A 26,224-nucleotide genomic window follows, 5' to 3' on the forward strand; every position below is an offset into this window, starting at 1 on the left:
AAATCGATGAGAATGATGGAAAAGGGAAATAATTAATTAAGGAATCGTTCATTGTTGCAGTTCAGACGTTTGTTCGTGGTATTTGCTTTAATTGTGGTTGCCAACTTGTGTGGTGTATATATCGCGATGTGGGTATTTAAGCATTTTAATATTTATATTCCATTAAAGAATCAAGATGTCGCCATCGACTTACAAGAGCCTTTGCAGGTTCGTGTGAAGGTTAAAGATGCGCTCAATGTGGATGTGAATGGTCGTGTCGATGCTAAGATTCCAATTAATGAACAGCTGAATGTTCCACTGACTCAAATCCTAACGCCACGAGTGTATTTTGATAATTTAGTTCCAATCAGTACCACGATTCCTGTAAAGGAAACGATTAAGGTCAATCAAAGCCTGCCGATTGATACCAAGGTACAGGTTAAAATTTTAGGTAAGGACGTCACCTTACCATTGAAAGGTTCAATTCCTTTACAACTGGATGTGCCGATTGATATTCAAGTGCCGCTACAGCAAAAAGTACATTTGAAGTTTGATGCACCCGTTCGTACTGAACTTAAAGAAAATTTGCATATTCCTTTGAAAGCACAGCTGAATGCAAACATTCCAATTCAAGGTAATTTGAATGTACCGATCACTTCTGAGCTTAATGCTACTGTCGATGTTAAAAATACCTTACCTGTCAAAATTGCACAGGGTGAATTAAAGATTCCGTTATCCACGATGTATTTGGATCGTGTTAAAGCTCAACCCGTCGAAGTACAAGCAGCTCAAAATGATATAAAAGCAGGTGAGTAATGGAGATGCCCAAAACACTGAAAAGCCTGCTGATTAGTTTTGTGATTGTCACAACTCTGGTGGCCATCCTATTTTGGTTTTATTTAAATATTCAGGCATCTTTGATTGTTTCTGCGCAACAGGCGGATATTCGTTTGCCTGAATCCTTGGGAACCAAGATTCAAGTGGGTGATCATTTAAGAGTGAAGTCGGAAGGTCAGCTGAATACTGTATTGGACATTGATCGGACTCTACAATTGCCTTTAAAAGGCAAGTATTTGGCTGATTTAAGTTTCGAAGTCGAAACACCGATTACGGTTGATATCAATTATGAAACCATGCTGAAAGTAGATGAAGTCGTACCAATTGAAACCAGTACAGATTTGATCTATCAGAATAAATTATTACCCAAGTTTCCTTTGAGTTTGAATATCCCAGTCAAATTGGATATTCCATTTCAATTGAAACGTACTTATACCGTTCCTGTGAAAATTGTTTTTGATGGACCTGTATATTTTGCTTTTGATGAAACTGTAGATTTGCCGGTGAAGCATCAATTTAAACCGAGCTTTTATATGAATGATGCAATTAATATGAGTAAGATCTCTTCCTTTGATGCGATCATGTATAACTCGGTGCAACAGACCAAAGCCAATTTAGATATGCAAATGGAGTTGCCTTTGAAGAATGTGAGACCTTGAGATAGTTCAAGGTCGAATGATAATGAGGAAGGGGGGATAGTTTAGTTTTCTAGAATATTTTCTATTTCCTGCTCCAGTCTCTCATGGAATTTTTCTACTGTCATATTTTTGAAGAATCTATTTCTATTAACATAAGGTAGGGCTTCTGCCACCAATTGATTATATAAAGGATCGTTTACATATTTCGCCAGTACAAGTCGTGATATTGCACCTAAGCCTGTAATATATTCTTTTTCATCACCATGATTGAGCCATTGGTTTAATGTTTCTATATCTTGATGCTTTTCTGCATCATAAATAAGAAAATCATATATTTGCTGGAAAATGATTTTTAATTGTTTTGGATTGGTAAGAGATGAAAAACTTCCCTCTATACCATGTATAGTTGGGAAGTATTGAAGAGTATAACCATTAATATGATGCTGTCTAAGAATATTAATTGCTATATCTGGTGTAACCTGTACAAAACTCGTTACTGCAATACGTGTATATCCGAGTGGATCCGATGAAGTTATTATTAAAATATCTTCATATACTTCTTCATGAAAATTTCTGTACAACCTAAGACCATCGTTATACTGATTTTTCTTTTTCTGCTCAATAAAATGTATAGTGTCTTTATTTAAGGCCAACCATTGTTTTGCAAAGGTCACCAATTTATCTCCATTTGGTGGAATAGCCTTAAATTGCTCTAGTTGCTCTTGAGTTACGGAACTTACCGCATCCAGCATTCTTTCAATATTGTGTTGGTCTGGGAATATTTGTTTCTGACTAAAAAAGAGATAAGACCTTGCATCAAAGGCAACTAGGTCATGTTGGCGTAAAGTCTCAATCAAGATTTTATAGAGATATTTACTTTTAACCAATAAACCTTGTTCAATCTTAAAGACATTGTCAGCAGCATCAAAGTAACGTGTTACATTGGTAAAAGAACCAATAATTTCATCATCAAAATTTGCGGCAAGCTCAGGATTGGTGACGATATTCTCTACATTAAGCAGCCAATTTTTAAACTTTTCTGTGAATCCTGTACATTGAGAATTGGTTGCGTAATATTCTGCTTGTGCCAACGAGTCAATTGTGACCTCAGGATGATGTTGTTTCGCATCCCAAATATAAAATAATGATGACACTTATTTTTATCCTGTAATTTTTTTAAGTGGTTAATTATACTGATAAAATTAATGGAATACTAAAATTTTTGCTTAATGTGGTCAAGATTGAAATAAAAACTGTTGCTACATTCAATTTTCTATTCGAGAATTTTCTTAAAATGTGGCAAAATAGTCCGCTTTTAAGAATTTGAGGATTGGCACATGCGCTTTGTTGATGAAGCAGTCATTATCGTAGAGGCTGGCGACGGTGGCAATGGCGTAGCCAGTTTTCGCCGTGAAAAATTTGTCCCTTTTGGTGGCCCAGATGGCGGTGATGGGGGACGTGGCGGAAGTGTATATATTCAAGCCGATGATGATACCAGCACACTGGTAGATTACCGTTATACGCGTCGCTATCGTGCAGAGCGTGGTAAAAATGGTTCGGGTGCGAACTGTTCTGGTCGTGGTGGTGAAGACGTTATTCTGAAAGTGCCAGTCGGTACAACCATTGTCGATACTGAATCTGGTGACATTATCGGTGACTTGGTCGCTGATGGTCAGCGCGTAAAAGTTGCCCATGGTGGTGATGGTGGTTTAGGTAATACTCACTTTAAATCATCGACTAACCGTTCGCCACGTAAGTGTACGCACGGGATTAAAGGTGAATATCGTGAAGTTCGTTTAGAGTTGAAAGTACTTGCAGATGTTGGCTTACTCGGTATGCCAAATGCAGGTAAGTCAACGTTCATTCGTGCAGTCAGCGCAGCAAAGCCAAAAGTTGCAGATTATCCGTTTACCACGATGGTACCAAACCTCGGTGTGGTTGATGCGGATCGTCATCGTTCATTTGTAATGGCAGATATTCCAGGATTAATCGAAGGTGCTGCTGAAGGTGCTGGTCTTGGAATTCGTTTCCTTAAGCATTTGGCGCGTACGCGTATTCTTTTGCATATTGTTGATGTTCAGCCAATTGATGGTTCTGACCCAGCACATAATGCAAGAGCGATTTTAGGTGAGTTAGAAAAATTCTCTCCGACATTGGCAAAACTGCCAGTGGTCTTGGTGTTAAATAAACTGGATCAAATTGCAGAAGAATCAAGAGAAGAATGGTGTCAGCACATTCTTGATGAATTGCAGTGGAAAGGTCCTGTATTTAAAACTTCTGGTCTTATGTCAGAAGGAACCAAAGAAGTTGTGTATTACTTAATGGATCAAATCGAACAACAACGTGAGCGCGAAGTTGAAGATCCTGAGTATGCAGCAGAAGTGAAAGCATTCCGTGAGCAGCTTGAAGCTGAGACACGTGAACAAACCATCGCAGCGAAAGAAGCATATCGTGCCATGCGTAAAGCACAGCGTGAAGCTGGTTTGGACGATGATGAAGACTTTGATGACGATGAAGACGAAGGCGATGTAGAAAGCGTCTACATTCGTGACTAGTAAACCGAGGGAAAAATGATAGAAGTGGTCGATGGGCAACGTCAGCTCAATGCGTGTAAACGAATCGTTGTTAAAATCGGATCATCTTTACTCACTGCAAATGGGCAAGGTCTAGATTTAAATGCAATTTCGCACTGGGCGAAACAAATTGCAGATCTACACAATGCTGGACATGAGATTATTCTGGTGTCTTCAGGTGCGGTTGCAGAAGGGATGGTACGCATGAAACTTGCGAGTCGACCCACTGATTTACCCAGTCTACAAGCTTGTGCTGCTATTGGCCAAATGGGTTTAATCCATACATGGTCAAGCGTACTGGATCAACATGGGATCCAAACTGCACAAGTCTTACTCACGCATGATGATCTTGCTGATCGTCGTCGTTATCTCAACTCTTGTGATGCTTTGCAGAACTTGATTGATTGGCATGTCATTCCAGTCATTAACGAAAACGACACCGTCTCTACTGATGAAATTCGGTTTGGTGATAACGATACTTTGGCAGCGATGGTTGCGGGTCAGGTACAGGCAGAATTGTTGATTATCTTAACGGATCAACAAGGTATGTTTGATTCAGATCCACGTAGCAATCCAAATGCAAAATTGTTCTCTGCTGTTCGAGCACTCGATGATCGTTTGTTTGAAATGGCAGGTGGCGGTGGTGTGCTTGGTCGTGGTGGTATGGTCACCAAGGTTCGTGCCGCGCGTTTGGCTGCACGATCAGGTTGTCCTACCTTGATTGCCAGTGGGGAAAGCGAAAATGTGCTGGCTCGCCTAATGGCGGGTGAGATGTTGGGTACCTTATTCACCACTGATAATGATCGTGTAACAGCACATCAGCAATGGTTGGCAGCGCATTTGCAAACTGCAGGTCGTTTAGTGATTGATGATGGTGCTGTTGAAGCGATTAAGCTAAAACATCGTAGTTTGTTGCCTGTTGGAGTCAGAGCGATTGAAGGGCATTTTGATCGTGGTGATGTGGTTGAATGTGTTGATAAAAACGGTGGTCGTGTCGCAGTAGGTCGTGTGAATTTTAGTTCGCGTTCTGCCGAAATGATTAAAGGTTTATCATCAGAAAAAGTCTATCAGGTTTTAGGTGAAGCACGATCGCTAGAAATGATCCATCGTGATCATATGGCAATCTATTAAATTGTGTGAAATAAAAAAGCTCGCATTAAGCGGGCTTTTTTATGTCTGCTTGATTTAATTGTTTTAGCTCTAAGGTGGGAAGTGCTTGCTCTGCTCCCATCATATAAGGATGGTCTGCTAAAGAGAGCATTTCTAAATCTTCTTCACTATTGCCATAGGCATAAATCGTTTGATAATTTGCTAAATTGTAGCTTTGTAAAATGCGCAATTTCTTTTGCTCACAACTACAATCTTCTGAACTGTAGCGACCCGTTAAACGTCCATCTTTACTTTCAGTTTGGGTACACAGTAATTCAATATTGAGAACCTCACAAATTGGAGCCAGATAAAGATCAACCGAGGCTGAAACAAGGACAACATGATCGCCACGTTGTTGATGCTGTTGAAGCTGCTGGAATAAATCTGGATCTAATCTTTTAATCAGTTTCTGTGCGTATTCTTGAGCCAGTTGATCGACCACATCTACAGAAATGTCTTTAAACATACTTTGGAATAAACGTGGTCGCATGGCATGTGCAGGGTAGAGGCGTAAATAGTAGGCTTGAATCCATGGCAGGATTTTCAAGCCTCTTTTGACAATATGGCGTTTTGATAGTGCAAAGAAAATAAACCCTGTGAAACTGTCTCTTGGATAGAGTGTTCCATCGAAATCAAATAAAGCAAGATTTAGAGTTTTATGCGTTTCGCTCTTTGCATGCATGTTTCATATCGTCCATTAACGCGACTGGCAAACCAATTGGTATTGTAGTCGCGACTCAGTTTAGGGCCCGAAATAACGACTTCAGGCATAATTGCATAAATAGGTTCTTTATTGGTTTTACTTTGATACAACTTTTGAACGGCTAAATAAGTTTGTGTATCTTCGAATTTCTTCTCTTTCTCTTTCTTTAAATCCGCACGAATTTGACGCGGAGTAACCAGAATTTTATTGTTGGTAAACGCAGAGATCACTTCTTTTTCAGATTGACTTAGTGCGGATTGAACATTCCCATCTTTATTATAAAGTAACAGGTCGCCATCTAAATCAAGGTCTTTACTTTGTATGACTTCAAGCATCTTTTGAAAAGCCGCATTACGGCTTGAATACATGCCTGAGTTGTAATCGGCAAATCGATAGATGGCTTTATCATAATCGGCAGAATATTCCATCAAACGATGGATGCCATAATATAGGCCACCGTATTGGGTGTAGAGATCATTACGTAGTTCAGCAATATTTCCGCTTTGACGTTTATGTTCTTTGGCATAATTAATATGCACTTGCATAGAACCCAGTGTCGTGATCGGGTTCATTTTCTCGCCAATGTCTTGTCCAACCAATTTCGCTGCGCCTGTTAGGGCACTGACATGATAATGCTTTGACATATAGTCAAAAATTTCACGATAAAGCAAATCGAGTTCACGCTCAGTTCTGACTTTGCGCATTTGGCTCATATAGTTATTTTCTGGGGAAGGTTGATTTTTGAGTACATCCTCAAAATAACCCGCTACAGTACCGCCAATGGTTTCACCTAATTTAGCTTCAAACTTCTCTTTGAGGCGCGTATTGATTTCCTGAACTGCTTTTTCACCCAAGCCAGGCACAGCAGGATCGGCGACAAAGTTGGACTCTTGATCGACCACAGCCACAATGCTGCATACATTTTGCTTGGTTTTAGGAATACTAAGCTGTTGCATGATATCAAAGATATCTTGCGACCAAGACTGGCGATCATTAACACGCGGTGGCAGCACTTTGGTGATCTGTTCTGCCTTCATTTCGGGTTCTTTATTATTTGACCACCAAGCATTATCACCACAAGCCACTAAGCTTATGCTGATTGCCAAGAGGCTAAATGTTTTGAATAGAGGACGAGTCGAAAACGATTGGTTCATAATGAAGACAACACCGCACAAAAAGATGAGCCGAACGGGCGAATGAAGTATACTATGTTGATCAGAAATTGTAAGAAAATATATGTATATTGGTTCATATCAACTGTCAAATAATTTGATTGTTGCCCCAATGGCTGGCGTCACCGATAGGCCCTTCAGGACGCTATGTAAGTACTTTGGTGCAGGACATGCAGTCAGTGAAATGATGACTGCAGACAAGACACTACGTATGAGTAAAAAGAGTCTCTATCGAGCTAATTTTGATGGTGAGCTTGCACCAATCTCTGCACAAATCGCAGGTTCTGACCCTGAGCAGCTTGCTGAAGCGGCACGTTATCAGGTGGCGAATGGTGCGCAGATTGTTGATATCAATATGGGTTGCCCAGCCAAGAAAGTATGTAACAAACTTGCAGGTTCGGCTTTATTACAAGACGAAGATCTCGTTGCGCGTATTCTCGATGCCGTAGTTTCTGCAGTGGATGTGCCAGTCACTTTAAAAACCCGTTTGGGCTTTTTAAATGGCCATGAAAATATTTTACGTGTGGCCAAACGTGCCGAAGAATCTGGAATTGCAGCCTTAGCCTTGCATGGTCGTACTCGTGAAGATATGTATTTGAATACTGCACGCTATGAGTTGATTAAGCAGGTTAAAGAATTGATTGATATCCCATTGATTGCCAACGGTGATATTGATAGTCCCGAAAAAGCCAAATATGTACTGGATTATACGGGTGCAGACGCCATTATGATTGGGCGTGCAGCCCAAGGCCGACCTTGGATATTCAGAGAAATTGCCCATTATTTAAAAACAGGTGAGCATCTTGCTGCGCCTGATATTGCTGAAGTCAAAGCAGTATTATTGGGGCATCTGGCTGAGCTATATGATTTCTATGGAGAATACTCAGGCTGTCGTATTGCACGTAAGCATATTGCTTGGTATACCAAAGGCTTACGCTCAAGTAATGAGTTTCGTCAGAATATGTATAAAGTTGAAAATACGGCTGATCAAGCCAAAGTGGTGGAATCATATTTCGATGAATTACTTGATCAAGGCTTGCGAATGAGTGATGTACAAGTTGAACAAATGAATTTATTGGATATTTAATAATTATTTTAACTGCATTGAAAAGCCTGTAATTCGATCTGAATTACAGGCTTTTTTTATTACGATAAATGAGCCGTGATTTTTTGCAGAATCTGCAAGATCACATCAAATTCACTTTGTAATGGTGTGCTTTTGCGGGTCACTAAAGCCAATGTGCGGCTTGGTGCAGCTTCAATCGCTTTCACATCAATATCTTCATTGAAGTGAATCATACTGTTTTTCAGTGCAATCTCAGGTAAAAGGGTAAAGCCTAAATCAGACGATACCATTTCAACCAGCGTTGGTAATGAACTTGCTTTTAAACGATGATCATTTTTGCGCTCGCCAACAGGGCAGGCACTTAAAGCATGGTCACGTAAGCAATGACCTTCCTCTAGCAGCATTAAACGAGATAGATCCAAATCATCGAGAGAATTTGCACTGGCTGCATTGGTATCTTTCTTGTTATACACAAGGAATAAGTGTTCTTTGGCAATTTCAGCAACTTTTAGACTGCGCGTATCAAATGGAAGCGCAAGTACAATCATGTCTAAATTACCATGTTCCAACTTCTCTACAATCTTCTCACTTTGTGCTTCATGTAGGTGTAGTTGGATCTTTGGCAATTGCTGATGCACTTCATCTAAGAGTTGAGTCAGAATAAAAGGTGCAATGGTTGGAATAATACCGAGATGTAAATCACCCGTTAATGGTTCACTCATTTCTCGACTTAAACGCATCAGGTCTTGGGCATCGGCAAGCAATACTCGCGCTCGCGCTACTACTTGCTCACCTAATGGGGTTAAACGGACGTTTTGACGATCACGCTCAACTAAGACGCCACCTAATAAACGCTCCAATTCCATGATGCCACCAGACAGTGTTGACTGGGTAACAAAGGAACGACGCGCTGCTTCAGTAAAATGTAAAGTTTCTGACAACGTAACTAAATATGATAGCTGTCTTAATGAGGGTAATGCAGCCATAGTGTCCTAGTGTGATGATCTAAAGTGGTGAGTAAACAAACCACTAAGTTGCGGAATGAAATGTGCAGGAATATCATGCCCCATTCCTTGAATTAATTCAAACTTAGCACCAGAAATTGCTTTTGCAACAGCTTTCCCGTGACTTGGTGGTAACAGGCGATCTTTTGATCCGTGTACAACCAAAGTCGGCTGAGTAATTGTTTTGTTCAATGGTAACAAAGAACCTGTACATAATATTGCTAAAAATTGTTGAAGTACACCCGCTGGGTAAAAACTACGTCGATATAATTTGCGAATGGTTTGAATTGATTCGACTGGATTGACATAACCAGGTGAGCCAATAATACGGAAAACATTTAAACTGTGATTAATAATTGTTTCTTCATCATGCCCCTCAGGTTTACCCAATAAGCTAAAAAGCTGCTTTGGAAAAGGCGGAGGTAAAAACGGCTGATTATTACTGGTAAATAACAAACCGATTTTTTCTACTTTTTCTGGATATTTCGCAGCAACAATCTGTGAAATCATTCCGCCCATTGAGGCACCAATAATATAGGCTTTTTCGATACCTAATTGATCAATCAACATTGCTACATCATCGGCCATATCATATAAGGTATATGGCGCACCTTCATTGCGAAGACCAAACATGAAACGACTCATCAGTTTCATGGTATTGAGTCGTTTGCCTTTATTACGAATTTTAGAAGATAAACCAATATCGCGATTATCAAAGCGAACTACGCGGAAACCTTGATCGATTAAGGCTTTACAAAAGAAATCAGGCCAAAACAGCATTTGTGCACCTAGACCCATGATCAATAAGATGGTTGGATGCTCAGGATTCCCACCCATTTCAACATGTAGTTCAATACCATTGCCCAAAGTAACTTTGGTTTCCTGCATAAAAGAAGCATATGGTGACACGTTAAATTGGAGGGCACTGTTCATGATCTTCGTTCCAAATAGAATTCTTCTTATTGCTTAGAGAGTTTGGAGGAAATTCTTTTCTCAACAAACTCTCGTATTTAAACCTTAAACTTGCGCTGGAATCAAGTCTGGAACCAGCTTGGTGAGCGTTAAACGTTGTTTACCTGCAGTTGGGCCTAACAGTACAAAACCTCTCAAGGTTCCTTCGCCATCAGCTGCTTTAGCAAGCATACCGTCATCAAACTCTTCAGTTTCCCAGTTTACATCCACATTAAGCGGTGCAGGTAAAACCGTCAATGGCGCAGCAGGTGTTTTTACTGCAACTGGCATAGCAGGGTAGTGTACCGCTGTGCTTTGACCACTGAGCGTTTTTGCTAAAGCACGTGCTTGCTGCATAATTGGCATTACATATGGTAATAAAGTGCCATTCACTTCTGCACAGTCACCGACGGCGTAGATATCCGCTTGATTGGTTTCTAAAAGGGTGTTGGTAATAATGCCACGACTGGTTTGAATGTCTGCTGCTTTTGCTAAAGAGATATTCGGTTTTAAGCCAATTGCAGAAAGAACAATATCAGCGACCAGTGTTTTACCATTGGCTAAAGTGACTTCGTAGTCTTCACCATTATTAATCTTGGTTACTTTTTCCACGGTGGTGGAGAGTGCAAATTTAATGCCTGCTTGTTCTAAATTGGTCTTAAAGGCTTCAGCGACATGGTTTGGCAATAAGCGACCAAGTGGCTGAGGGGCTAAGTCAATTACCGTAACATCATATTGGCTATGCAATAAGTCATTGGCAAATTCACAGCCAATTAGACCTGCACCAAGAATAACCACGCGTTTGTCTTTACGGTTTGCAAGGTTTTCACGGAAGATACGATAGTCGACCAATGAGTTCACAACATGAATGTCATCACTGCCATCACCAGCAATCGCTAAGCGGATAGGGTTTGCACCGACAGCCAATACTAACTTTGAATAAGGTTGGGTAATGGTTTGCCCATTTTTTTCTAATGTTAGTTCATGGTTTTCGGCATTGATTGCTTTCACCCATGTGTCTGCATCAATGCGCATATTCAATTGGGTTGCCATCTTTGTCGCATCGCCTAAAGCAATTTGTTCTGGTGCTTTATTCCCTGCAAAGGCATTGGATAATGTTGGTTTTGCATAATTTACCGCATCATCTGCACAGATCATAACCAGTTCTTGTTCAGGACTTAGTTTACGAAACTCTCGCGCTACGGTGTAACCTGCCATGCCCGATCCGATGATAACGATAGGATGCATTCTATTCTCCAATATTTTCTTATTTAAAAACAAACGATAGCAAAAAAAAGACCATGATCATTGTCACGGCCTTCTCGATCTATTTAGATTTCAACCATTTCAAAATCAGCTTTTGAAACGCCGCAATCTGGGCAAGTCCAATCATCTGGGATATCTTCCCATTTGGTCCCTGCTGCAATGCCGTCTTGTGGCCAACCTTCTGCTTCGTCGTAAATCCAACCACAAACGATACATTGATATTTTTTCATGTGACTCTCCAAACTGATAGGTATGTTCAAGTTGCCTTTCAGTAAAACTATTCCGTAATGTCGCTATGATCGCTGCAATAGGAACTAACTTATGCTAATCGGGAGTTAGATTTTTACGCAGAACGACATTTAAGTAAAGTAAATGCAAGAGTTTAATCATTTATTCAAAAAGTGATATGGCAATTCTATCTGAAAGTCTTGTTATTTGAGCAATTACTCTAATTTTTTGTAGAGATATAACGCTTATACAATTAGAAAAAGCCGAAATGTATAAATATAGTGTGTATAAAAAACAAACATTCAGAATCAAGATATGATGATGAAAACAATGATCAAGGAGAATAAAGCATGGAAACCTTATCTTATAATATAAAAATTTATGCGACCCCTGAGAAAGTTTGGGAAGTCTTGTGGACCCCAGAAAGTTATCAGGCATGGACAAAATTTTTTGCATGCGATTCAACCATGGCCACGGATTGGAAAGTGGGTGGTAAAACCTATTTCGGAGATGGCAAAGGAAATGGCATGATCTCGACCATTGAGAGTATCGATGAGCCTAAAGAGATTGTTTTTAAGCATCTTGGGATGATTGAGAACGGTAAGGAGGATCTGGAAAGTGAGGCTGTGAAGTCTTGGGCTGGTGCTTTGGAAAAATATATGCTGTTTGATTTCAATGGTGAAACGCAATTGCATGTAGAGGTCGATATTCAACCAGAACATGCAGAATTTATGAATAAAGGCTTTGATCAGGGACTTGCCATGGTCAAGCATTTAGCGGAGAAATAAGCGCCAGCCGATCGATTTTTTAGTGGAAAATTGCTGCGTTATCTCGATTCAAAAATGAATCAATCTTGATTTTTTTGAATTGTCTGGTTGAAACAATACGAAAATGAGTTGTGATCTGCTATTCTATGTCACTTCATTTTTTACTTAATCGAGGCAGAGATGACGCAACAAAACGCTCAATCGACTTCTGAACAAACACTTTCCGAAAACGATTTAATCGCACAGCGTCATGCCAAATTAAAGCAAATCCAAGAGACTGCAAAACAAACGGGTAAGAGCCCGTGGCCAAACACGTTTAAACGTGAACACTATGCAGCTGATTTGCAAGAACAGTTTAAAGATCAAGACAAGGCGCAAATTGAAGGCGCTGAAAAAGTTTATGTAAAAGTTGCTGGTCGTGTGATGTTGAACCGTGGGTCATTTATGGTGATCCAAGATATGACGGGGCGTATTCAACTTTATGTAGATCGTAAAGGTTTGCCAGCTGATATTCTAGAAACGATTAAAAGTTTAGACCTTGGCGATATCATCGCTGCTGAAGGTTATATTGGCCGTTCTGGTAAAGGTGACTTATATGTACACCTTGAAGGTTTTGAATTACTGACCAAATCACTGCGTCCACTTCCAGATAAATTCCATGGTTTAACCGATACAGAAGCTAAATATCGTAAACGTTATTTAGATTTGATCGTCAATGAAGAAACACGTAAAACCTTTGAAATTCGTGCCCAAGTAGTTGCAGGTATTCGTGCATTCTTGACCAATGAACGCTTCATGGAAGTTGAAACGCCAATGATGCATGTGATTCCGGGTGGCGCATCTGCGAAGCCATTCGTAACGCATCATAATGCTTTGGACATGGAACTGTATTTACGTGTTGCACCTGAACTCTATTTAAAACGCCTTGTGGTGGGTGGTTTTGAGCGTGTGTTTGAAATTAACCGTAACTTCCGTAATGAAGGGGTTTCAACACGTCACAATCCTGAATTCACTATGATCGAGTTCTATCAAGCCTATGCTGATTATAAAGACTTGATGGTATTGACTGAAAACATGCTTGAAAAATTGGCAGTTGATATCTTGGGTTCTACCGATGTGCCTTATGGTGAGGAAGTCTATAGCTTCAAAGGCCCGTTCAAGAAAATCTCAATGTTTGATGCAATTCTTGAGAATAACCCTGATTTCACCCCTGAAAATGTAAATGACCGCGAATTCTTGGCCAAATTTACCAAAGACGTTTTAAAAGAGCAGGTGAAACCTGGTTTTGGTTTAGGCAAATTACAAACTATCGTGTTTGAAGAAACAGTAGAAACTAAACTGCGTCAGCCGACGTTCATTACTGAATATCCAGCTGAAACTTCACCACTTGCTCGTCGTAATGATGATAATCCACATATTACCGATCGTTTTGAGTTCTTTATCGGTGGTCGTGAATTGGCAAATGGTTTCTCTGAGTTAAATGACCCGATTGATCAGGCTGAGCGCTTCCAAGCACAGGTTGCAGAAAAAGATGCAGGCGATGATGAGGCTATGCATTACGATGCTGACTTTATCGAAGCATTGGAATATGGCTTGCCACCGACAGCAGGTCAGGGTATCGGTATTGACCGTTTGGTGATGTTGTTTGCCAATGCTGCGAGTATTCGTGACGTGTTGTTGTTCCCGCATATGCGCCGTAAAGATTAATTCTTCGATTAATAAAAAAGCCACTTTAAAAGTGGCTTTTTTATGTTGATTGATTATTCTGCTTGCATATCTTTTGCCAGTTTATCAGCAGCTTGCATAATTTTAGGTGTAATGGCATCCATTTGTTTGTAGCCCACTTGCATACTTTTTTGCATGACAATTGGCATTTTATCAATCGTCGATTGCCCTACAGGAGTTTTATAAAATTTAATCATACCGTCGATTTCTTCTTGGCTAAACTCTTCAGCATAGATTTTAATCATTTCAGGTTCTAATTTTGCCCATGTTAATTCTTCTTGCATAATTTTGCTGAGTTCTTGAGTGTAGTTAACAACAGCAAGCTCCTGTTTGGTCGTTAATTTTCTTCCTTGAGTGATTTTTTCTATACTTGAATGCATCATGGTATTTATTTGCTGACTCATTTGACCAAGGAATTGTTCTGACTTGGTGATCTTTAATAACTCTTTGACAGATTCTTTTGATGCAGATTGAGCAAAAGCAGGGATGGAAATTGCCATCATAATAAATATCGCAATAATTTTTTTCATTATTTGATTTCAGTCGCATTGTAGGTAAATTAAATGTTACTGACTGGCATCAATTATTGTCAATTTATCTTGCATGTTAAAAAATGTAATTGTTTCGTTTGACGATTGAAAACTACTCATAAACCAACGATCATGTGACCATAAATAAATTTGAGAACAGTTTGGATATGTTTTTAAAAAAATCGCTTTATATCGCATTATTCGCTTCTCTTTCTTTCCCAGTATTTGCACAGGGTATTGTGCTGAATGATGAAAATTTAAGAACTGATCTGAATTGGCTCAACCAACAAGGTGTGATTCAAATCAGTACTTCAACTTGGCCAATGAGCGGTGATGAAATTCAGCGTGCATTGTCTCAAGCAAAGATTAGTAATAATACACAGCAAAAAGTTGTGAATTCTGTCGTGAACGCATTACAGGCAGACAATGAAACTGTGAAAGTGGGTTTACATGCTGGAACAGATCTGAAGACTGTTCCGCAAGCATTCGGTGACAATCAGAAATCTCAATATCAGGCTGCAGTCGAGTTTAATGCGGGCGGTGAAAATTGGGATGCAAAACTTCGTGTAAATGGCGAAAAAGATCCATTGATTGATAATGGGCATGATGCAAATGTTGAAGGTTCATATATTGCAGGCAAGCTTTGGAATCAGTGGGTGATCGCAGGTCAAATCCCTACTTATTGGGGACCTGGGCATGATGGAAGTTTGATCCGTGGTGATGCGAGTCGTCCAGTTTATGGTGTGACTGCACAACGTGCAGTGCAAAATGCATTTGAAACAAAATGGCTATCTTGGATCGGTCCTTGGCAATATCAAGCCTTTGCTGGACAATTAGATGACTACAAAGCTGTTCCAGACACTAAATTAATTGGTCTGCGTTTTACGGCTCAGCCTTTATCTTACTTGGAGCTTGGAGCTTCGCGTGCGATTCAAATTGGTGGTAAAGGACAGCCGAATAGTTTTAAGGCGTATTGGAATGCCATGATTGGTCGTGACAATGGCTGTGATGATAATGGCTGCGTTGGTGATAAGAATGCCTCTAACCAAATTGCTGGCTTTGATGGGCGTTTATTGCTTCAACCATTATTGAATGTACCTGTGAGCCTATATACCCAATTCGTTGGTGAAGATGAAGCGGGTGGTTTACCTGCGAAATATTTGTATTTAGCAGGTGCAGATTATTCTTCAAGCTATAACAATATCCCTTATCAGCTTTATGCAGAATGGGCCGATACTCGTACCAATGGTGAAGTGAGAGGTACCTCTTACAGCCATCATCAATATAAAGACGGTTATTATCAGCATGGTTTCTCATTGGGACACGCGATTGGTGGTGATGGTCAAATGTATTCGGTGGGTGGTGATATTCGTTTTGATGTGATGAATCGTTTAAATGGACGTGTGATTTATGCCAAAGTGAATCAATCCAACTTGGCAATTAATGCAGCATTTCCAAAAGAAGATACCGTAAAAGGTCTTGATTTAACTTGGACACATTATCTGAAACCAACAATTCCATTAAAAGTGAATGGTTGGGTCAGTGATTCTGATTTGAACGGCAATGATGGTGGTATTTCAGTCGGTGTGGAAATTCCTTTGGAAACAAAAATGTTCCGTTTCTAATTCAAATATATACAGATAAAGAAGCTCTTCGGAGCTTCTTTTGTTTTTGATTCACGTGAAATGGATTGTTTTGATATCTCTGAATCTTATTTTCATATCATAATTTTGCATATTGATATGAAAAAACAAGCTAAAGAATTGAATCTAAATTATTATAATGAATAACCTTTACTCAGTAGCAAATTCTACTGCAAGTAAGAATATCGATATCATGAAAAATTGGAGTTGTTATGGCACTCGTTCCTCCACACAGTCTTCAAAGTGGTGGTTTAATCCCACTTATAGATTTTATGGATAGCATGGATAAGGAGGAAATTGTACATGACTGAAAATAGATTAACTCACCTCAAGCAGCTTGAGGCAGAAAGTATTCATATTATTCGTGAAGTTGCAGCTGAATTTGAAAACCCTGTGATGCTTTACTCGATTGGTAAAGATTCAGCGGTAATGTTGCATTTGGCACTCAAAGCATTCTATCCAGCGAAACTTCCATTCCCGCTACTGCATGTAGATACAGGTTGGAAGTTTAAAGACATGATTGCTTTCCGTGACAACATGGCAAAAACCCATGGCTTCGATCTGATCGTGCATCAAAATGCAGAAGGTCGTGAGGCAGGTATTAACCCGTTTGATCATGGCAGTTCAAAATATACGGATATCATGAAAACCCAAGGTTTAAAACAAGCCTTGGATAAGTATCAGTTTGATGCTGCTTTTGGTGGTGCACGCCGTGATGAAGAAAAATCTCGTGCCAAAGAACGTGTGTATTCATTCCGTGATAATAAACATCGTTGGGATCCAAAAAACCAACGTCCAGAACTTTGGAACCTTTACAACGGTAAAGTGAACAAAGGCGAAAGTATTCGTGTATTCCCATTGTCTAACTGGACTGAGTTAGATATCTGGCAATATATCTATTTGGAAAATATTCAACTCGTTCCTCTTTATTTCTCTGCAGTTCGACCTGTGGTTGAACGTAGTGGTACGTTAATCATGGTCGATGATGAACGTATGCGTTTAAAAGAAGGTGAAGTTCCACAAATGAAATCGGTACGTTTCCGTACACTTGGTTGTTACCCATTAACTGGTGCAGTTGAGTCAGAAGCAGATACCTTGCCTGAAATTATCCAAGAAATGCTTTTAGCAACCAGCTCAGAGCGTCAAGGTCGTATGATTGACCATGATGAGGCTGGCTCGATGGAAAAGAAAAAGCAAGAAGGTTATTTCTAATTTCCTTAAGCAAGTCCCTCTTTTTAAAGAGGGATTTAGGGAGATTAAAACCGATTTCTAAAGAATATGTGGAGTTTTGAGCAATGTCTCATCAATCAGATCTTATTAGCCAAGACATCTTGGGATATTTAAAACAGCATGAGCAAAAAGATTTATTACGCTTTTTGACGTGCGGTAATGTCGATGATGGTAAAAGTACCTTAATTGGTCGTTTACTTTACGATTCAAAATTGATTTATGAAGATCAATTGCAAGCAGTAACGCGTGACAGTAAGAAAGTGGGTACTACAGGGGATGCACCTGATCTTGCTTTGTTGGTCGATGGTCTACAGGCTGAACGTGAGCAGGGTATTACCATTGATGTGGCTTATCGCTATTTCTCTACTGAAAAGCGTAAGTTCATCATTGCCGATACCCCTGGACATGAACAATACACGCGTAATATGGCGACTGGTGCATCCACTGCCGATCTTGCGATTATTTTGATTGATGCACGTTATGGTGTTCAAACTCAAACTCGTCGCCATTCATTTATCGCAAGCTTACTGGGTATTAAAAATATCGTTGTTGCGATTAACAAGATGGACTTGGTTGAGTTCTCTGAAGCACGTTTCAATGAAATTCAAGTTGAATATGATGCTTTCGTGAATCAACTTGGTGATCGTCGTCCTGAAAATATTGTGTTCGTACCTATCTCGGCATTGAATGGCGACAACGTTGTTAATCCATCTGCAAGTACGCCATGGTACAAGGGTCAAACCTTGATGAGCCTACTTGAATCGGTGGAAATTAAACGTGAATCAAATAAACGTGAATTCCGTTTCCCTGTTCAATATGTGAATCGTCCAAACCTCGATTTCCGTGGTTTCGCAGGTACGATTGCGCTTGGTCAAGTGAATGTTGGTGATGAAATTATTGCCTTGCCATCTGGCAAAAAATCAACAGTTAAAGAAATCGTAACTTTTGATGGCAACCTAGAACAAGCCGTTGCAGGTCAAGCAGTTACTTTAACTTTAAACGATGAAATTGATATTTCTCGTGGTAACGTTTTGGTCCGTGCAGGCGAGCAACCATTGATTTCACGTAGTGTGCGTGCATCAGTGGTCTGGATGAATGAGCATCCACTGGTAAAAGGCAAGCTGTACAACGTAAAAATTGGTACTCAAACTGTTCCAGCTAAAGTCACTGTAATTAACTTCCGTGTCAATGTGAACACGTTAGAACACACGCAAGTTGAAGAGCTTGAGTTGAATGCAATTGCAGATGTTGTGGTTGAGTTTGATGCGCCAGTAGTGTTTGATCAATATCAAGACAGCCGTTATACAGGTTCATTTATCTTTATTGACCGTCTAAGCAACGTGACTGTCGGTGCAGGTATGGTTGAAGCTGCTGTTGAATGGACAGCACACAGCAATCCTGTGACCGCAGAAGATCGTGCAGCTCGTTTAGGTCAGAAGCCTGCGGTGATTGGTGTTTCTGCATCGTTGATCGAGAAAGCTCAAGCTTTAGAAAGCTTATTGATCCAACAAGGTGTAGTTGCGATCGCGAAAGCCGATTTAACTGCTGAGCAAATTGCATTGTTGCGTGAAACAGGTGTTGTGGTTATCACAACGACTGTTGAAGGTACAGATACCGAGATTGCTGCTGAAACGGTTGAAGAAGCTGCTGAGAAAGTGGTGGAGTTAGTTCGTCTTTAATAGACTGAATTGATTTTGAAAAACCCGCGTAAGCGGGTTTTTTTATTGTATTGTGGATACTCTATATTTTATATAACGACATTTCTAATAGATGAAACTAGATACTCATAATAAAAATGCCGAATTTTATTTGGCTTCACTAGCTCTAGGGGTTTTAGAAGCAATGAAACAGGGTATTCTTTCTCCTGAAGTTGGAATATGGTCTTTAGCAAGGTCGAGCTTTTCTAATGAATTCTTAAAATCCACAATAATTTCTGACGATCTGAAATATGTAATAGCGTGTTTTGATGAGATTGATGCTTTATCGAGCTTTGATGGTGGAGAGATAAATCAACAACAAATGATTGATGAATTGAAAGAGAGATGTCTAAGTTGTTTGCAGGGAGTTGATTATAAAAATATTGATATGAAAATGACATCTTCAATAAATGATGAAGATAATTTATAGATTATGTCCGATTGTTCCACCTATCAAGGAGGTGGAACAATCAAAAAATTAAAAAATATGATGTGTTTTGAAAACTAAATAGTTTTTTATATCTTTAGGATAATCTTGAATCATCTTAAAAAACATCTCTTGATCACCTTGATATAACGCGCGGGTTGCTTCTTCGTAGTTGGGCATATTGCCTAACATTGCCGACATAACGCGATCAGTGGCTTGTTTAGCCAGCATGATATTGCTTTCAGAAGTTGGATCATTCAGCTCTTTATCAATCAGTTTACGAATCACAGCAGATGCACTGGAACTCTGTTGATCTAACCAATCCCAATGTTTTTTCTGTAAGGTAATTTCACGAGAGATGACCCCAAGTTTAGGTCGCCCAACTTTCTTTGTCGGCTCAGGCTCGCTATAACGTTGATGAATTTCTTGTTCAGAACCAGAAAGATCAAGATCAACCTGTCGGCCAGTTTGATCATTGAAAATTAAAATATTCTCAATTGTTTTAGGCCTAAGTTTAATCTGAATTGCGAGCTCAGCAGGTTGGCCGCTTGCGATGAATGTACTCCCTGAAAAGGCAGTATAGGTTGTTGTTTGAGTATTCATTTTCTTCGGATTGTTTTATACGGGTAAAATAATATTATCAGGGTATAAATAATTATGCAAATCAATAACGCTTCGAAAAGATCTCATTCAGTTGGAGAGCCAGCTCTGAAACCTGACATAAAAAATGGTGCAGATAGTATGCCAATTTTCAATTTTATTCTGCTTTGATATCGCTTTTATGAGACAATGTTTTTTTATTTTTGTGTATTAGGACTCCCATGATTGAGCAATCTCCTGAATCTTTAAGCGATATCGAAATTTTAGACATTTTACAGTCTATGAAAAAAGATAAGCTAGATACGGAAGCAAATGAGATTATCCGTAATGGGGGGAAAGCTGGGCGTCAAGAAGCACATAAACAAGCTTTGGTGGTACTGAATACAAACTTTGAAGAAAAGTTTGTAGAAGCGGTTACGCTGGCATTAGGTTTGAATGCAGGTCAGGCGAAAAAAATTCGCTATAAAAAAGATCGTATCCGTATTTTAAAAGTGCGTGGTATTGATTATTTAGCGATTGATGGTGCAGAAACCGCTCAGGTTTTAGCTCAGGTTGCTCAAGCGATTAGCCGTGAAGATGCAATTGTGACAGAAGGTCTACACAATATTTTCCCATTTTGGAAAGAAGGTTGGCCAATGGTTCAGTTTGATAATGCCTATAAGATCTTGGCAGAAGACATTGGTATTCACTATCAAGCGACTTTGGATGAACTCATCTCAATGTATGGTGGGAATTAAGGAATTATAAATATCCTGTTCTGATTAATGCGGTTGCCAATAGAAAATAACAAGGATTGTTAATTTTATGAACTTACCACCGATGATTCCTGCAGAAGCTTTAGCTATGCTTCGTGCAGGGCAGCTGATTGATGCAATCAAGATCACGCGAGAAAAAACAGGTTTAGGTCTTAAGGAATCTAAAGATTTAATTGATCAGTATTTGCAGGATCATCCACAAGAACAGGCGCAGATTCAAGAGCAATTGGCGCAGCGGAGCCGTGGTGGAATCAAAGTCTTTATTTTAATTTTACTGATATTGGCTGCCGTGTTCTGGTTTGTTATGAAATAAAAAAAAGCCCATATATGGGCTTTTTTTAGCTTTCAAGATTAATCATCTTGGGGTGCTGGAGATTCACCTTCGAGATTTGGTAAAACTTGAGTTACCAGCAATTGGTCAATTTTATAGTGGTCAATATCGACTACTTCAAATTTGAAACCAGCATATTCAACAGCATCGGCAGGACGTGGGATCTTGCGCAAACGATACATGATAAAGCCTGCAATCGTTTCGTAATTTTCATTTTCCGGGAATTCTTCGATGGTTAACGCGTGTTTTACATCTTCAATTGGTGTACTGCCATCAATGAGCCAAGAATGATTATCACGTTTGATAATCTGCTTTTCCTCATCCATCGGTGTAACCCAGTCGCCCATAACCGTGATCATAATATCGCTGAGCGTGATAACACCAACAACCAAAGCATACTCGTTGATCACAACAGCAAACTTTTCTTTGGTCGAGCGGAAACGATCCAGCAATTCAGACAAGGTTAAGGAGTCTGGAATAATCAGGACATTACGGATGGTTGATTCATTGAGTTGAGTAAAGGATTGATTGTTTAATATACGTACCAGAATATCTTTGGCATCGACATAACCAATGACCTGATCAATATGTTCACTGCACACTAAGAATTTTGAATAAGGATGTTCGGCCAGTTTTTGACGAATACTCTGTTCAGGTTCATTCAAGGTGAAATAAACAATATTTTCTCGTGCCGTCATGCTGGATGGGACGGTTCGTTCTTCAAGCTCAAATACATTTTCAATGAAATGGTGTTCTTGTTTTTGTAAAACACCCGCTTGTGCACCAGCATTTACGATGGCAGAAATGTCATCGAAAGTCATACTATCATCGCGTTTAGTATCAATTTTAAAGATTCTAAAAATTGAATTTGCAATGATATTAATAAACCAAGCCAATGGTCTACAGATTTTGATAAAGATCGTAATTGGATTGATGACTTTAATGGCTAGTTTTTCTGGGAAAATCATGGCCAAACGTTTTGGCATCAAATCAGCAAATAAGATAAATAGGGAAGTGACTGTTAAAAAAGATAAGCTGAATCCGATGGTATCTGCCCAAGGCCCCGGGTAAAGCTCAGTCGCCAAATTGTGGAAGTAAGGACGCAATGAGGATTCACCGACAATACCCCCCAAGATCGCAACAGCATTCACACCGACTTGCGTAGATGCAAAAAAGTCTGCAGAGTTTTCTTGTAACTCAATGACTTTATTTGCTCTTTCCTCACCGCTTTCAGCAATGAGTTTGAGTTTGAGTTTTCGTGATCCAGCAATCGCGATTTCAGATAAGGATAAAAAGAATGAACATGCGACTAGAAGAACTAGAATCATCATGCTTTGTAAAATATCCATACATCACCTATGTTGATAGGACACAGCCTATAAAGTCGCTTATGCAAATAATTGTTTGTAACGCATTATTTCACTCGCTTATTCTTTAAGAGAATATAATCTATCAATAAGTAAAAGAAATAAATTTTTATTGATATTATTATTAAAACAATCAGCCACACAGAAAATATGGCTGAAAATTCATCTTGTTAATGTGTCTGTTTAGAAAAAGCTATGTGGTAATTGTGAATTGCCATTATTCAACAAATACTCACGATTTTCTTCTTCAATCATTTGACGTGCAACAAATAGGATCAATTGTCTGAGCCAACGATGTGCAGGATGATGATGCAACAACGGACACCAAGCCATTTTAAGTTCAAATTCTGGAATATAGAACGGAGGATCCTTTATAACCAGTCTAGGATTCTGTGTTTGTAAGCGTGCCATGCGTGTTGGTAGCGTCGCGATTAAATCTACATTTTGCGCTAACAGTGCTGGCATTTGATAATGACGGGTAAATACAGAGATCTTACGGCGTTGACCGATACGCTCTAACGCTTGATCAATCCAACCTAATCCAGCTTGTTTTTCTGGATTAACACCAAAGCCGACACCCATACCTGTTTTAGATACCCAAATATGCTGTGCATCTAAATAGCTTTTTAAATTGAGGTGAGTAACTGCAGGGTGCTTATCATTTAAAATACAGCTGAAACTGTCACGCCATACTAAGACCTGATGGAAGCTTTGCGGGATTTCGTTGAAGCGGTTAATGGCTAGATCAACTTTACCTTGTTCCATGTCACGGTAGGACACGTCACTTGGAGTTAAGAAATCCAAGACCACATTTGGTGCTTCTGAGCGTAAAGCTTTTACTAAACGTGGAACCAATGTTGCTTCGGCATAATCGGATGTCATAATCCGGAATACTCGATTACTGGTATAAGGACGGAATTCAGTACGCGGTTCAAGGATCATTGACAGATCAGCTAGTGCATCTCGAATACGCGGCTGTAATTCTAATGCACGTTCTGTTGGCGTCATGCCCTCAGAAGAACGAATGAGTAGGGGGTCGTTAAATAAATTACGTAAACGACGCAGAATATTACTCATCGCAGGCTGGGTGACACCCAATTGCTCTGCTGCGCGGGTGACATTTTTTTCACGAAGAAGTACGTCAAGATAAATTAATAAATTGAGATCGACGCGCTCCAGATTCATAAAAAAAATACCGAAAATAAAATCCTTGAATTGCCTTGAATTATGACATATCCAAAGGGATTTGTGTAACTTAATCCTACATAAAAGCAACAGCCTTAGTGCTTATGCTTCAACTTGGCACATTCTGTCGATTTATTTAATTTTGACGGCTTTTTATGCTGTGGTTTTGTATTCAAATTGAAGGAAAATACACAGAAAAATTGTCATTTTCTGCAACTTAAATAAGCAAGTTTCAGCTTTTTATGAACTGATGAGTCTAGAAAATAGGGCCGAAATTTGATGGTTGGTCCAAGTGGTGTATTTTATAAGATTAATAAAAACAAATATTTAAATAGTATTTTTTGTATTCTTGAAAAATGGTTATACATATATTTTTTTAGAAAATACTGAAGATTAAGCCAGAATATTGGATAAAACACTTGCCAAAGACTAAGCTGTGATACATGTTGATGAGGTGCTTTAAATCTAGACTAATTAAAATCAGGATTTATTAGCGATCATTCGATGCCAATCCGCAAAAGGAATATATCATGTCTACATATCAAACAGCGATTGATGCAATCCGCGAACTAAAAGCAAAATTCGGCGACACTTGGCGCGATATTAGCCCAGAAGATGCTGCGCGTATGCAAATGCAAAACCAATTCAAAACTGGTTTAGATATTGCTAAATATACAGCTGCGATTATGCGTCGTGATATGGCTGCTTATGATGCTGATTCTAGCAAATATACTCAATCATTAGGTTGCTGGCACGGTTTTATCGCGCAACAAAAAATGATTGCGAACAAAAAATACTTCGGTACAACTGAACGTCGCTATATCTACCTTTCTGGTTGGATGGTTGCTGCACTTCGTTCAGAATTTGGTCCACTTCCTGACCAATCTATGCATGAAAAAACTTCTGTACCTGCTTTGATTGAAGAAATCTACACTTTCTTACGTCAAGCTGATGCGAAAGAACTTAACGATTTATTCCGTGCGCTTAAAAAAGCAAACGAAGCTGGTGATACTGCTAAAGCTGCTGAAATCACTGCTCAAATCGACGGTTTCCAAACTCACGTTGTGCCAATTATTGCGGACATCGACGCTGGTTTCGGTAACGAAGAAGCGACTTACTTACTTGCACGTAAGATGATCGAAGCGGGTGCTTGTGCACTTCAAATCGAAAACCAAGTATCTGACGCGAAACAATGTGGTCACCAAGCTGGTAAAGTAACAGTTCCACACGAAGACTTCATCGCTAAAATCCATGCATTACGTTATGCATTCTTAGAAATGGGTCTTGATGACGGTATCATCGTTGCGCGTACTGACTCTGAAGGCGCTGACTTGACTCAAAAAATCCCTGTGGTTAAAGAGCCAGGCGACATCGCTTCTCAATACATCAGCTACTTAGACACAACTGAAATTGACATTGCAGATGCTCAAGAAGATGAAATCTTGATCAAACGTAATGGTAAATTACACCGTCCTAAGCGTTTAGCTTCTGGTTTATATCAGTTCCGTGCTGACACTCAAATTGACCGTGTTGTACTTGACTGTGTATCTAGCCTTCAAAATGGTGCAGACCTTCTTTGGATCGAAACTGCGACTCCAAACGTAGAAGAAATCGCTCACATGGTTAACCGTGTACGTGAAACTGTTCCAAATGCGAAGCTTGTTTATAACAACAGCCCATCGTTCAACTGGACTTTAAACTTCCGTCAACAAGCTTACGACCGTTGGGTTGCTGAAGGTAAAGACGTTTCTGCTTACGACCGTGCTAAATTAATGAGCGCTGAGTACGATGCTACTGAATTAGCTGCTGATGCAGACGCTAAGATCCGTACATTCCAAGCAGATGCTGCTCGTGAAGCGGGTGTATTCCATCACTTGATCACACTTCCGACTTACCACACTGCTGCGCTTTCTACTCATGAGCTTGCACAAGGTTACTTCGGTTCTGAAGGTATGTTGGCTTATGTTGCTGGCGTACAACGTAAAGAAATCCGTGGTGGTATCGCTTGTGTTAAACACCAAGCAATGGCGGGTTCTGACATCGGTGATGATCACAAAGAAATCTTCTCTGGTGACAACGCTCTTAAAGCGCACGATGATGCTAAAAACACAATGAACCAATTCGCTGCTCACTAAGCACTGAACTGATTCAAATGAAAACCCTGCGAAAGCAGGGTTTTTTATTGCTTTAAAATAAATACTTAAGACTGAATCTTTGTTTCAAGAAACTAATTTTGGCCTTTCTGACTATTAGTGATCAGACGCGTTCTATTGAAAGAATTTATTCAATGAGGTCTATCTTTATTAATCTAAGGACGTTGTAAAAGAGACTTTATTTAAAAAGAGCAAGTGAATTGAATGGCTGAGTTGAATGATTCCATCAAAATACAAACATAAAAAAA

The 26,224-nt window shown here is 39.6% G+C and carries 25 protein-coding genes; 14 read left to right on the plus strand and 11 right to left on the minus strand.

The window, feature by feature from the left end; all coding sequences use genetic code 11:
• Nucleotides 1–51: 51 nt before the first annotated feature.
• Nucleotides 52–795: an MFS transporter gene (locus GBI66_RS11920; protein WP_151716246.1), complete on the plus strand. Its 744-nt coding sequence runs from the start codon at nucleotides 52–54 to the stop codon at nucleotides 793–795.
• Complete coding sequence (locus GBI66_RS11925; RefSeq protein ID WP_151716247.1) at nucleotides 795–1,475, plus strand: hypothetical protein; 681 nt, start codon at nucleotides 795–797, stop codon at nucleotides 1,473–1,475. The genes GBI66_RS11920 and GBI66_RS11925 overlap by 1 nt, the downstream gene beginning before the upstream one ends.
• A gap of 41 nt (nucleotides 1,476–1,516) precedes the next feature.
• Here the strand turns inward: GBI66_RS11925 and GBI66_RS11930 are convergent, their stop codons facing one another.
• A complete protein-coding gene (locus GBI66_RS11930; RefSeq protein ID WP_151716248.1) occupies nucleotides 1,517–2,608 on the minus strand; it encodes a hypothetical protein in 1,092 nt (363 codons plus the stop codon).
• Between the two features lie 183 nt (nucleotides 2,609–2,791).
• On the opposite strand from GBI66_RS11930, the gene cgtA reads away from it, so the two are divergent.
• Entirely contained in the window at nucleotides 2,792–4,009 is a 1,218-nt protein-coding gene (cgtA, locus tag GBI66_RS11935) for an Obg family GTPase CgtA (protein ID WP_004808499.1), read from the plus strand.
• 15 nt (nucleotides 4,010–4,024) lie between these two features.
• Nucleotides 4,025–5,158 carry a glutamate 5-kinase gene (gene proB / locus GBI66_RS11940; protein ID WP_004808498.1) on the plus strand — a complete coding sequence of 378 codons (1,134 nt, stop codon included), beginning with the start codon at nucleotides 4,025–4,027 and terminating at the stop codon, nucleotides 5,156–5,158.
• Between the two features lie 25 nt (nucleotides 5,159–5,183).
• Here proB and GBI66_RS11945 read toward each other — a convergent pair whose 3' ends face one another.
• Nucleotides 5,184–5,858, minus strand: coding sequence for an HAD-IB family hydrolase (locus GBI66_RS11945; protein WP_151716249.1), 675 nt, complete (start codon nucleotides 5,856–5,858; stop codon nucleotides 5,184–5,186).
• Nucleotides 5,825–7,033: a DUF1615 family protein gene (locus GBI66_RS11950; protein ID WP_005183767.1), complete on the minus strand. Its 1,209-nt coding sequence runs from the start codon at nucleotides 7,031–7,033 to the stop codon at nucleotides 5,825–5,827. The genes GBI66_RS11945 and GBI66_RS11950 overlap by 34 nt, the downstream gene beginning before the upstream one ends.
• A gap of 82 nt (nucleotides 7,034–7,115) precedes the next feature.
• On the opposite strand from GBI66_RS11950, the gene dusB reads away from it, so the two are divergent.
• On the plus strand, nucleotides 7,116–8,138 hold the full coding sequence (dusB, locus tag GBI66_RS11955; RefSeq protein WP_151716250.1) for a tRNA dihydrouridine synthase DusB: 1,023 nt from the start codon (nucleotides 7,116–7,118) through the stop codon (nucleotides 8,136–8,138).
• 59 nt (nucleotides 8,139–8,197) lie between these two features.
• Here dusB and oxyR read toward each other — a convergent pair whose 3' ends face one another.
• The 4 genes from oxyR to rubA form a co-directional block, all read right to left on the minus strand.
• A complete protein-coding gene (gene oxyR / locus GBI66_RS11960; RefSeq protein ID WP_151716251.1) occupies nucleotides 8,198–9,103 on the minus strand; it encodes a LysR family transcriptional regulator OxyR in 906 nt (301 codons plus the stop codon).
• 6 nt (nucleotides 9,104–9,109) lie between these two features.
• The gene (gene estB, locus GBI66_RS11965) at nucleotides 9,110–10,054 is read right to left on the minus strand and encodes an esterase EstB (protein ID WP_004808493.1); all 945 of its coding nucleotides are present in this window, start codon (nucleotides 10,052–10,054) and stop codon (nucleotides 9,110–9,112) included.
• Between the two features lie 84 nt (nucleotides 10,055–10,138).
• Complete coding sequence (rubB, locus tag GBI66_RS11970; RefSeq protein WP_151716252.1) at nucleotides 10,139–11,320, minus strand: rubredoxin reductase RubB; 1,182 nt, start codon at nucleotides 11,318–11,320, stop codon at nucleotides 10,139–10,141.
• Between the two features lie 83 nt (nucleotides 11,321–11,403).
• Complete coding sequence (rubA, locus tag GBI66_RS11975) at nucleotides 11,404–11,568, minus strand: rubredoxin RubA (RefSeq protein ID WP_004678010.1); 165 nt, start codon at nucleotides 11,566–11,568, stop codon at nucleotides 11,404–11,406.
• Nucleotides 11,569–11,916: 348 nt separating this feature from the next.
• Here rubA and GBI66_RS11980 point away from each other — a divergent pair, with 348 nt between their 5' ends.
• Both GBI66_RS11980 and lysS read left to right on the plus strand, forming a co-directional pair.
• Nucleotides 11,917–12,354 (plus strand): SRPBCC domain-containing protein, encoded by a 438-nt coding sequence (locus GBI66_RS11980; RefSeq protein ID WP_151716253.1) that lies wholly within the window; start codon nucleotides 11,917–11,919, stop codon nucleotides 12,352–12,354.
• A 159-nt stretch (nucleotides 12,355–12,513) separates the two neighbouring features.
• Complete coding sequence (gene lysS, locus GBI66_RS11985; RefSeq protein WP_004808486.1) at nucleotides 12,514–14,040, plus strand: lysine--tRNA ligase; 1,527 nt, start codon at nucleotides 12,514–12,516, stop codon at nucleotides 14,038–14,040.
• A gap of 53 nt (nucleotides 14,041–14,093) precedes the next feature.
• Here lysS and GBI66_RS11990 read toward each other — a convergent pair whose 3' ends face one another.
• A complete protein-coding gene (locus GBI66_RS11990) occupies nucleotides 14,094–14,588 on the minus strand; it encodes a DUF2059 domain-containing protein (protein WP_151716254.1) in 495 nt (164 codons plus the stop codon).
• A 167-nt stretch (nucleotides 14,589–14,755) separates the two neighbouring features.
• On the opposite strand from GBI66_RS11990, the gene GBI66_RS11995 reads away from it, so the two are divergent.
• The 4 genes from GBI66_RS11995 to GBI66_RS12010 all read left to right on the plus strand — a co-directional run bounded on the left by GBI66_RS11995 (nucleotide 14,756) and on the right by GBI66_RS12010 (nucleotide 19,588).
• Entirely contained in the window at nucleotides 14,756–16,213 is a 1,458-nt protein-coding gene (locus GBI66_RS11995; protein ID WP_151716255.1) for a capsule assembly Wzi family protein, read from the plus strand.
• Nucleotides 16,214–16,534: 321 nt separating this feature from the next.
• Complete coding sequence (cysD, locus tag GBI66_RS12000; RefSeq protein ID WP_005213498.1) at nucleotides 16,535–17,443, plus strand: sulfate adenylyltransferase subunit CysD; 909 nt, start codon at nucleotides 16,535–16,537, stop codon at nucleotides 17,441–17,443.
• A gap of 83 nt (nucleotides 17,444–17,526) precedes the next feature.
• On the plus strand, nucleotides 17,527–19,140 hold the full coding sequence (gene cysN / locus GBI66_RS12005) for a sulfate adenylyltransferase subunit CysN (RefSeq protein WP_151716256.1): 1,614 nt from the start codon (nucleotides 17,527–17,529) through the stop codon (nucleotides 19,138–19,140).
• A 91-nt stretch (nucleotides 19,141–19,231) separates the two neighbouring features.
• Entirely contained in the window at nucleotides 19,232–19,588 is a 357-nt protein-coding gene (locus GBI66_RS12010; RefSeq protein WP_151716257.1) for a hypothetical protein, read from the plus strand.
• Nucleotides 19,589–19,636: 48 nt separating this feature from the next.
• Here GBI66_RS12010 and GBI66_RS12015 read toward each other — a convergent pair whose 3' ends face one another.
• Nucleotides 19,637–20,188: a DUF2239 family protein gene (locus tag GBI66_RS12015; protein ID WP_151716258.1), complete on the minus strand. Its 552-nt coding sequence runs from the start codon at nucleotides 20,186–20,188 to the stop codon at nucleotides 19,637–19,639.
• 218 nt (nucleotides 20,189–20,406) lie between these two features.
• On the opposite strand from GBI66_RS12015, the gene GBI66_RS12020 reads away from it, so the two are divergent.
• Both GBI66_RS12020 and GBI66_RS12025 read left to right on the plus strand, forming a co-directional pair.
• Nucleotides 20,407–20,922, plus strand: coding sequence for a hypothetical protein (locus GBI66_RS12020; protein ID WP_151716259.1), 516 nt, complete (start codon nucleotides 20,407–20,409; stop codon nucleotides 20,920–20,922).
• A gap of 67 nt (nucleotides 20,923–20,989) precedes the next feature.
• Entirely contained in the window at nucleotides 20,990–21,253 is a 264-nt protein-coding gene (locus GBI66_RS12025; protein ID WP_151716260.1) for a ribosomal protein L7/L12, read from the plus strand.
• Nucleotides 21,254–21,291: 38 nt separating this feature from the next.
• Here the strand turns inward: GBI66_RS12025 and GBI66_RS12030 are convergent, their stop codons facing one another.
• Nucleotides 21,292–22,620 (minus strand): hemolysin family protein, encoded by a 1,329-nt coding sequence (locus GBI66_RS12030; RefSeq protein WP_005183736.1) that lies wholly within the window; start codon nucleotides 22,618–22,620, stop codon nucleotides 21,292–21,294.
• Between the two features lie 201 nt (nucleotides 22,621–22,821).
• On the minus strand, nucleotides 22,822–23,823 hold the full coding sequence (locus GBI66_RS12035) for a LysR family transcriptional regulator (protein WP_004808464.1): 1,002 nt from the start codon (nucleotides 23,821–23,823) through the stop codon (nucleotides 22,822–22,824).
• Between the two features lie 530 nt (nucleotides 23,824–24,353).
• On the opposite strand from GBI66_RS12035, the gene GBI66_RS12040 reads away from it, so the two are divergent.
• Nucleotides 24,354–25,958, plus strand: coding sequence for an isocitrate lyase (locus GBI66_RS12040; protein ID WP_004808463.1), 1,605 nt, complete (start codon nucleotides 24,354–24,356; stop codon nucleotides 25,956–25,958).
• The last annotated feature ends 266 nt before the right edge of the window (nucleotides 25,959–26,224 follow it).

Origin of the sequence: Acinetobacter sp. TUM15071 (assembly GCF_008980925.1) — a bacterium.
In the GTDB taxonomy this organism is placed as follows: Bacteria; Pseudomonadota; Gammaproteobacteria; order Pseudomonadales; family Moraxellaceae; genus Acinetobacter; species Acinetobacter dispersus.

Bases quoted from the DNA above. Each gene is read 5' to 3' on its own strand.
- GBI66_RS11990 (WP_151716254.1), bottom strand. From the start codon at position 14,588: ATGAAAAAAATTATTGCGATATTTATTATGATGGCAATTTCCATCCCT.
- dusB (WP_151716250.1), top strand. From the start codon at position 7,116: ATGTATATTGGTTCATATCAACTGTCAAATAATTTGATTGTTGCCCCA.
- GBI66_RS12030 (WP_005183736.1), bottom strand. From the start codon at position 22,620: ATGGATATTTTACAAAGCATGATGATTCTAGTTCTTCTAGTCGCATGT.
- rubA (WP_004678010.1), bottom strand. From the start codon at position 11,568: ATGAAAAAATATCAATGTATCGTTTGTGGTTGGATTTACGACGAAGCA.
- GBI66_RS12040 (WP_004808463.1), top strand. From the start codon at position 24,354: ATGTCTACATATCAAACAGCGATTGATGCAATCCGCGAACTAAAAGCA.
- estB (WP_004808493.1), bottom strand. From the start codon at position 10,054: ATGAACAGTGCCCTCCAATTTAACGTGTCACCATATGCTTCTTTTATG.
- proB (WP_004808498.1), top strand. From the start codon at position 4,025: ATGATAGAAGTGGTCGATGGGCAACGTCAGCTCAATGCGTGTAAACGA.
- GBI66_RS11995 (WP_151716255.1), top strand. From the start codon at position 14,756: ATGTTTTTAAAAAAATCGCTTTATATCGCATTATTCGCTTCTCTTTCT.
- GBI66_RS11950 (WP_005183767.1), bottom strand. From the start codon at position 7,033: ATGAACCAATCGTTTTCGACTCGTCCTCTATTCAAAACATTTAGCCTC.
- GBI66_RS12035 (WP_004808464.1), bottom strand. From the start codon at position 23,823: ATGAATCTGGAGCGCGTCGATCTCAATTTATTAATTTATCTTGACGTA.
- oxyR (WP_151716251.1), bottom strand. From the start codon at position 9,103: ATGGCTGCATTACCCTCATTAAGACAGCTATCATATTTAGTTACGTTG.
- GBI66_RS12015 (WP_151716258.1), bottom strand. From the start codon at position 20,188: ATGAATACTCAAACAACAACCTATACTGCCTTTTCAGGGAGTACATTC.
- cysN (WP_151716256.1), top strand. From the start codon at position 17,527: ATGTCTCATCAATCAGATCTTATTAGCCAAGACATCTTGGGATATTTA.
- rubB (WP_151716252.1), bottom strand. From the start codon at position 11,320: ATGCATCCTATCGTTATCATCGGATCGGGCATGGCAGGTTACACCGTA.
- lysS (WP_004808486.1), top strand. From the start codon at position 12,514: ATGACGCAACAAAACGCTCAATCGACTTCTGAACAAACACTTTCCGAA.
- GBI66_RS12010 (WP_151716257.1), top strand. From the start codon at position 19,232: ATGAAACTAGATACTCATAATAAAAATGCCGAATTTTATTTGGCTTCA.
- GBI66_RS11945 (WP_151716249.1), bottom strand. From the start codon at position 5,858: ATGCATGCAAAGAGCGAAACGCATAAAACTCTAAATCTTGCTTTATTT.
- cgtA (WP_004808499.1), top strand. From the start codon at position 2,792: ATGCGCTTTGTTGATGAAGCAGTCATTATCGTAGAGGCTGGCGACGGT.
- GBI66_RS11925 (WP_151716247.1), top strand. From the start codon at position 795: ATGGAGATGCCCAAAACACTGAAAAGCCTGCTGATTAGTTTTGTGATT.
- GBI66_RS12025 (WP_151716260.1), top strand. From the start codon at position 20,990: ATGAACTTACCACCGATGATTCCTGCAGAAGCTTTAGCTATGCTTCGT.
- GBI66_RS11980 (WP_151716253.1), top strand. From the start codon at position 11,917: ATGGAAACCTTATCTTATAATATAAAAATTTATGCGACCCCTGAGAAA.
- GBI66_RS12020 (WP_151716259.1), top strand. From the start codon at position 20,407: ATGATTGAGCAATCTCCTGAATCTTTAAGCGATATCGAAATTTTAGAC.
- cysD (WP_005213498.1), top strand. From the start codon at position 16,535: ATGACTGAAAATAGATTAACTCACCTCAAGCAGCTTGAGGCAGAAAGT.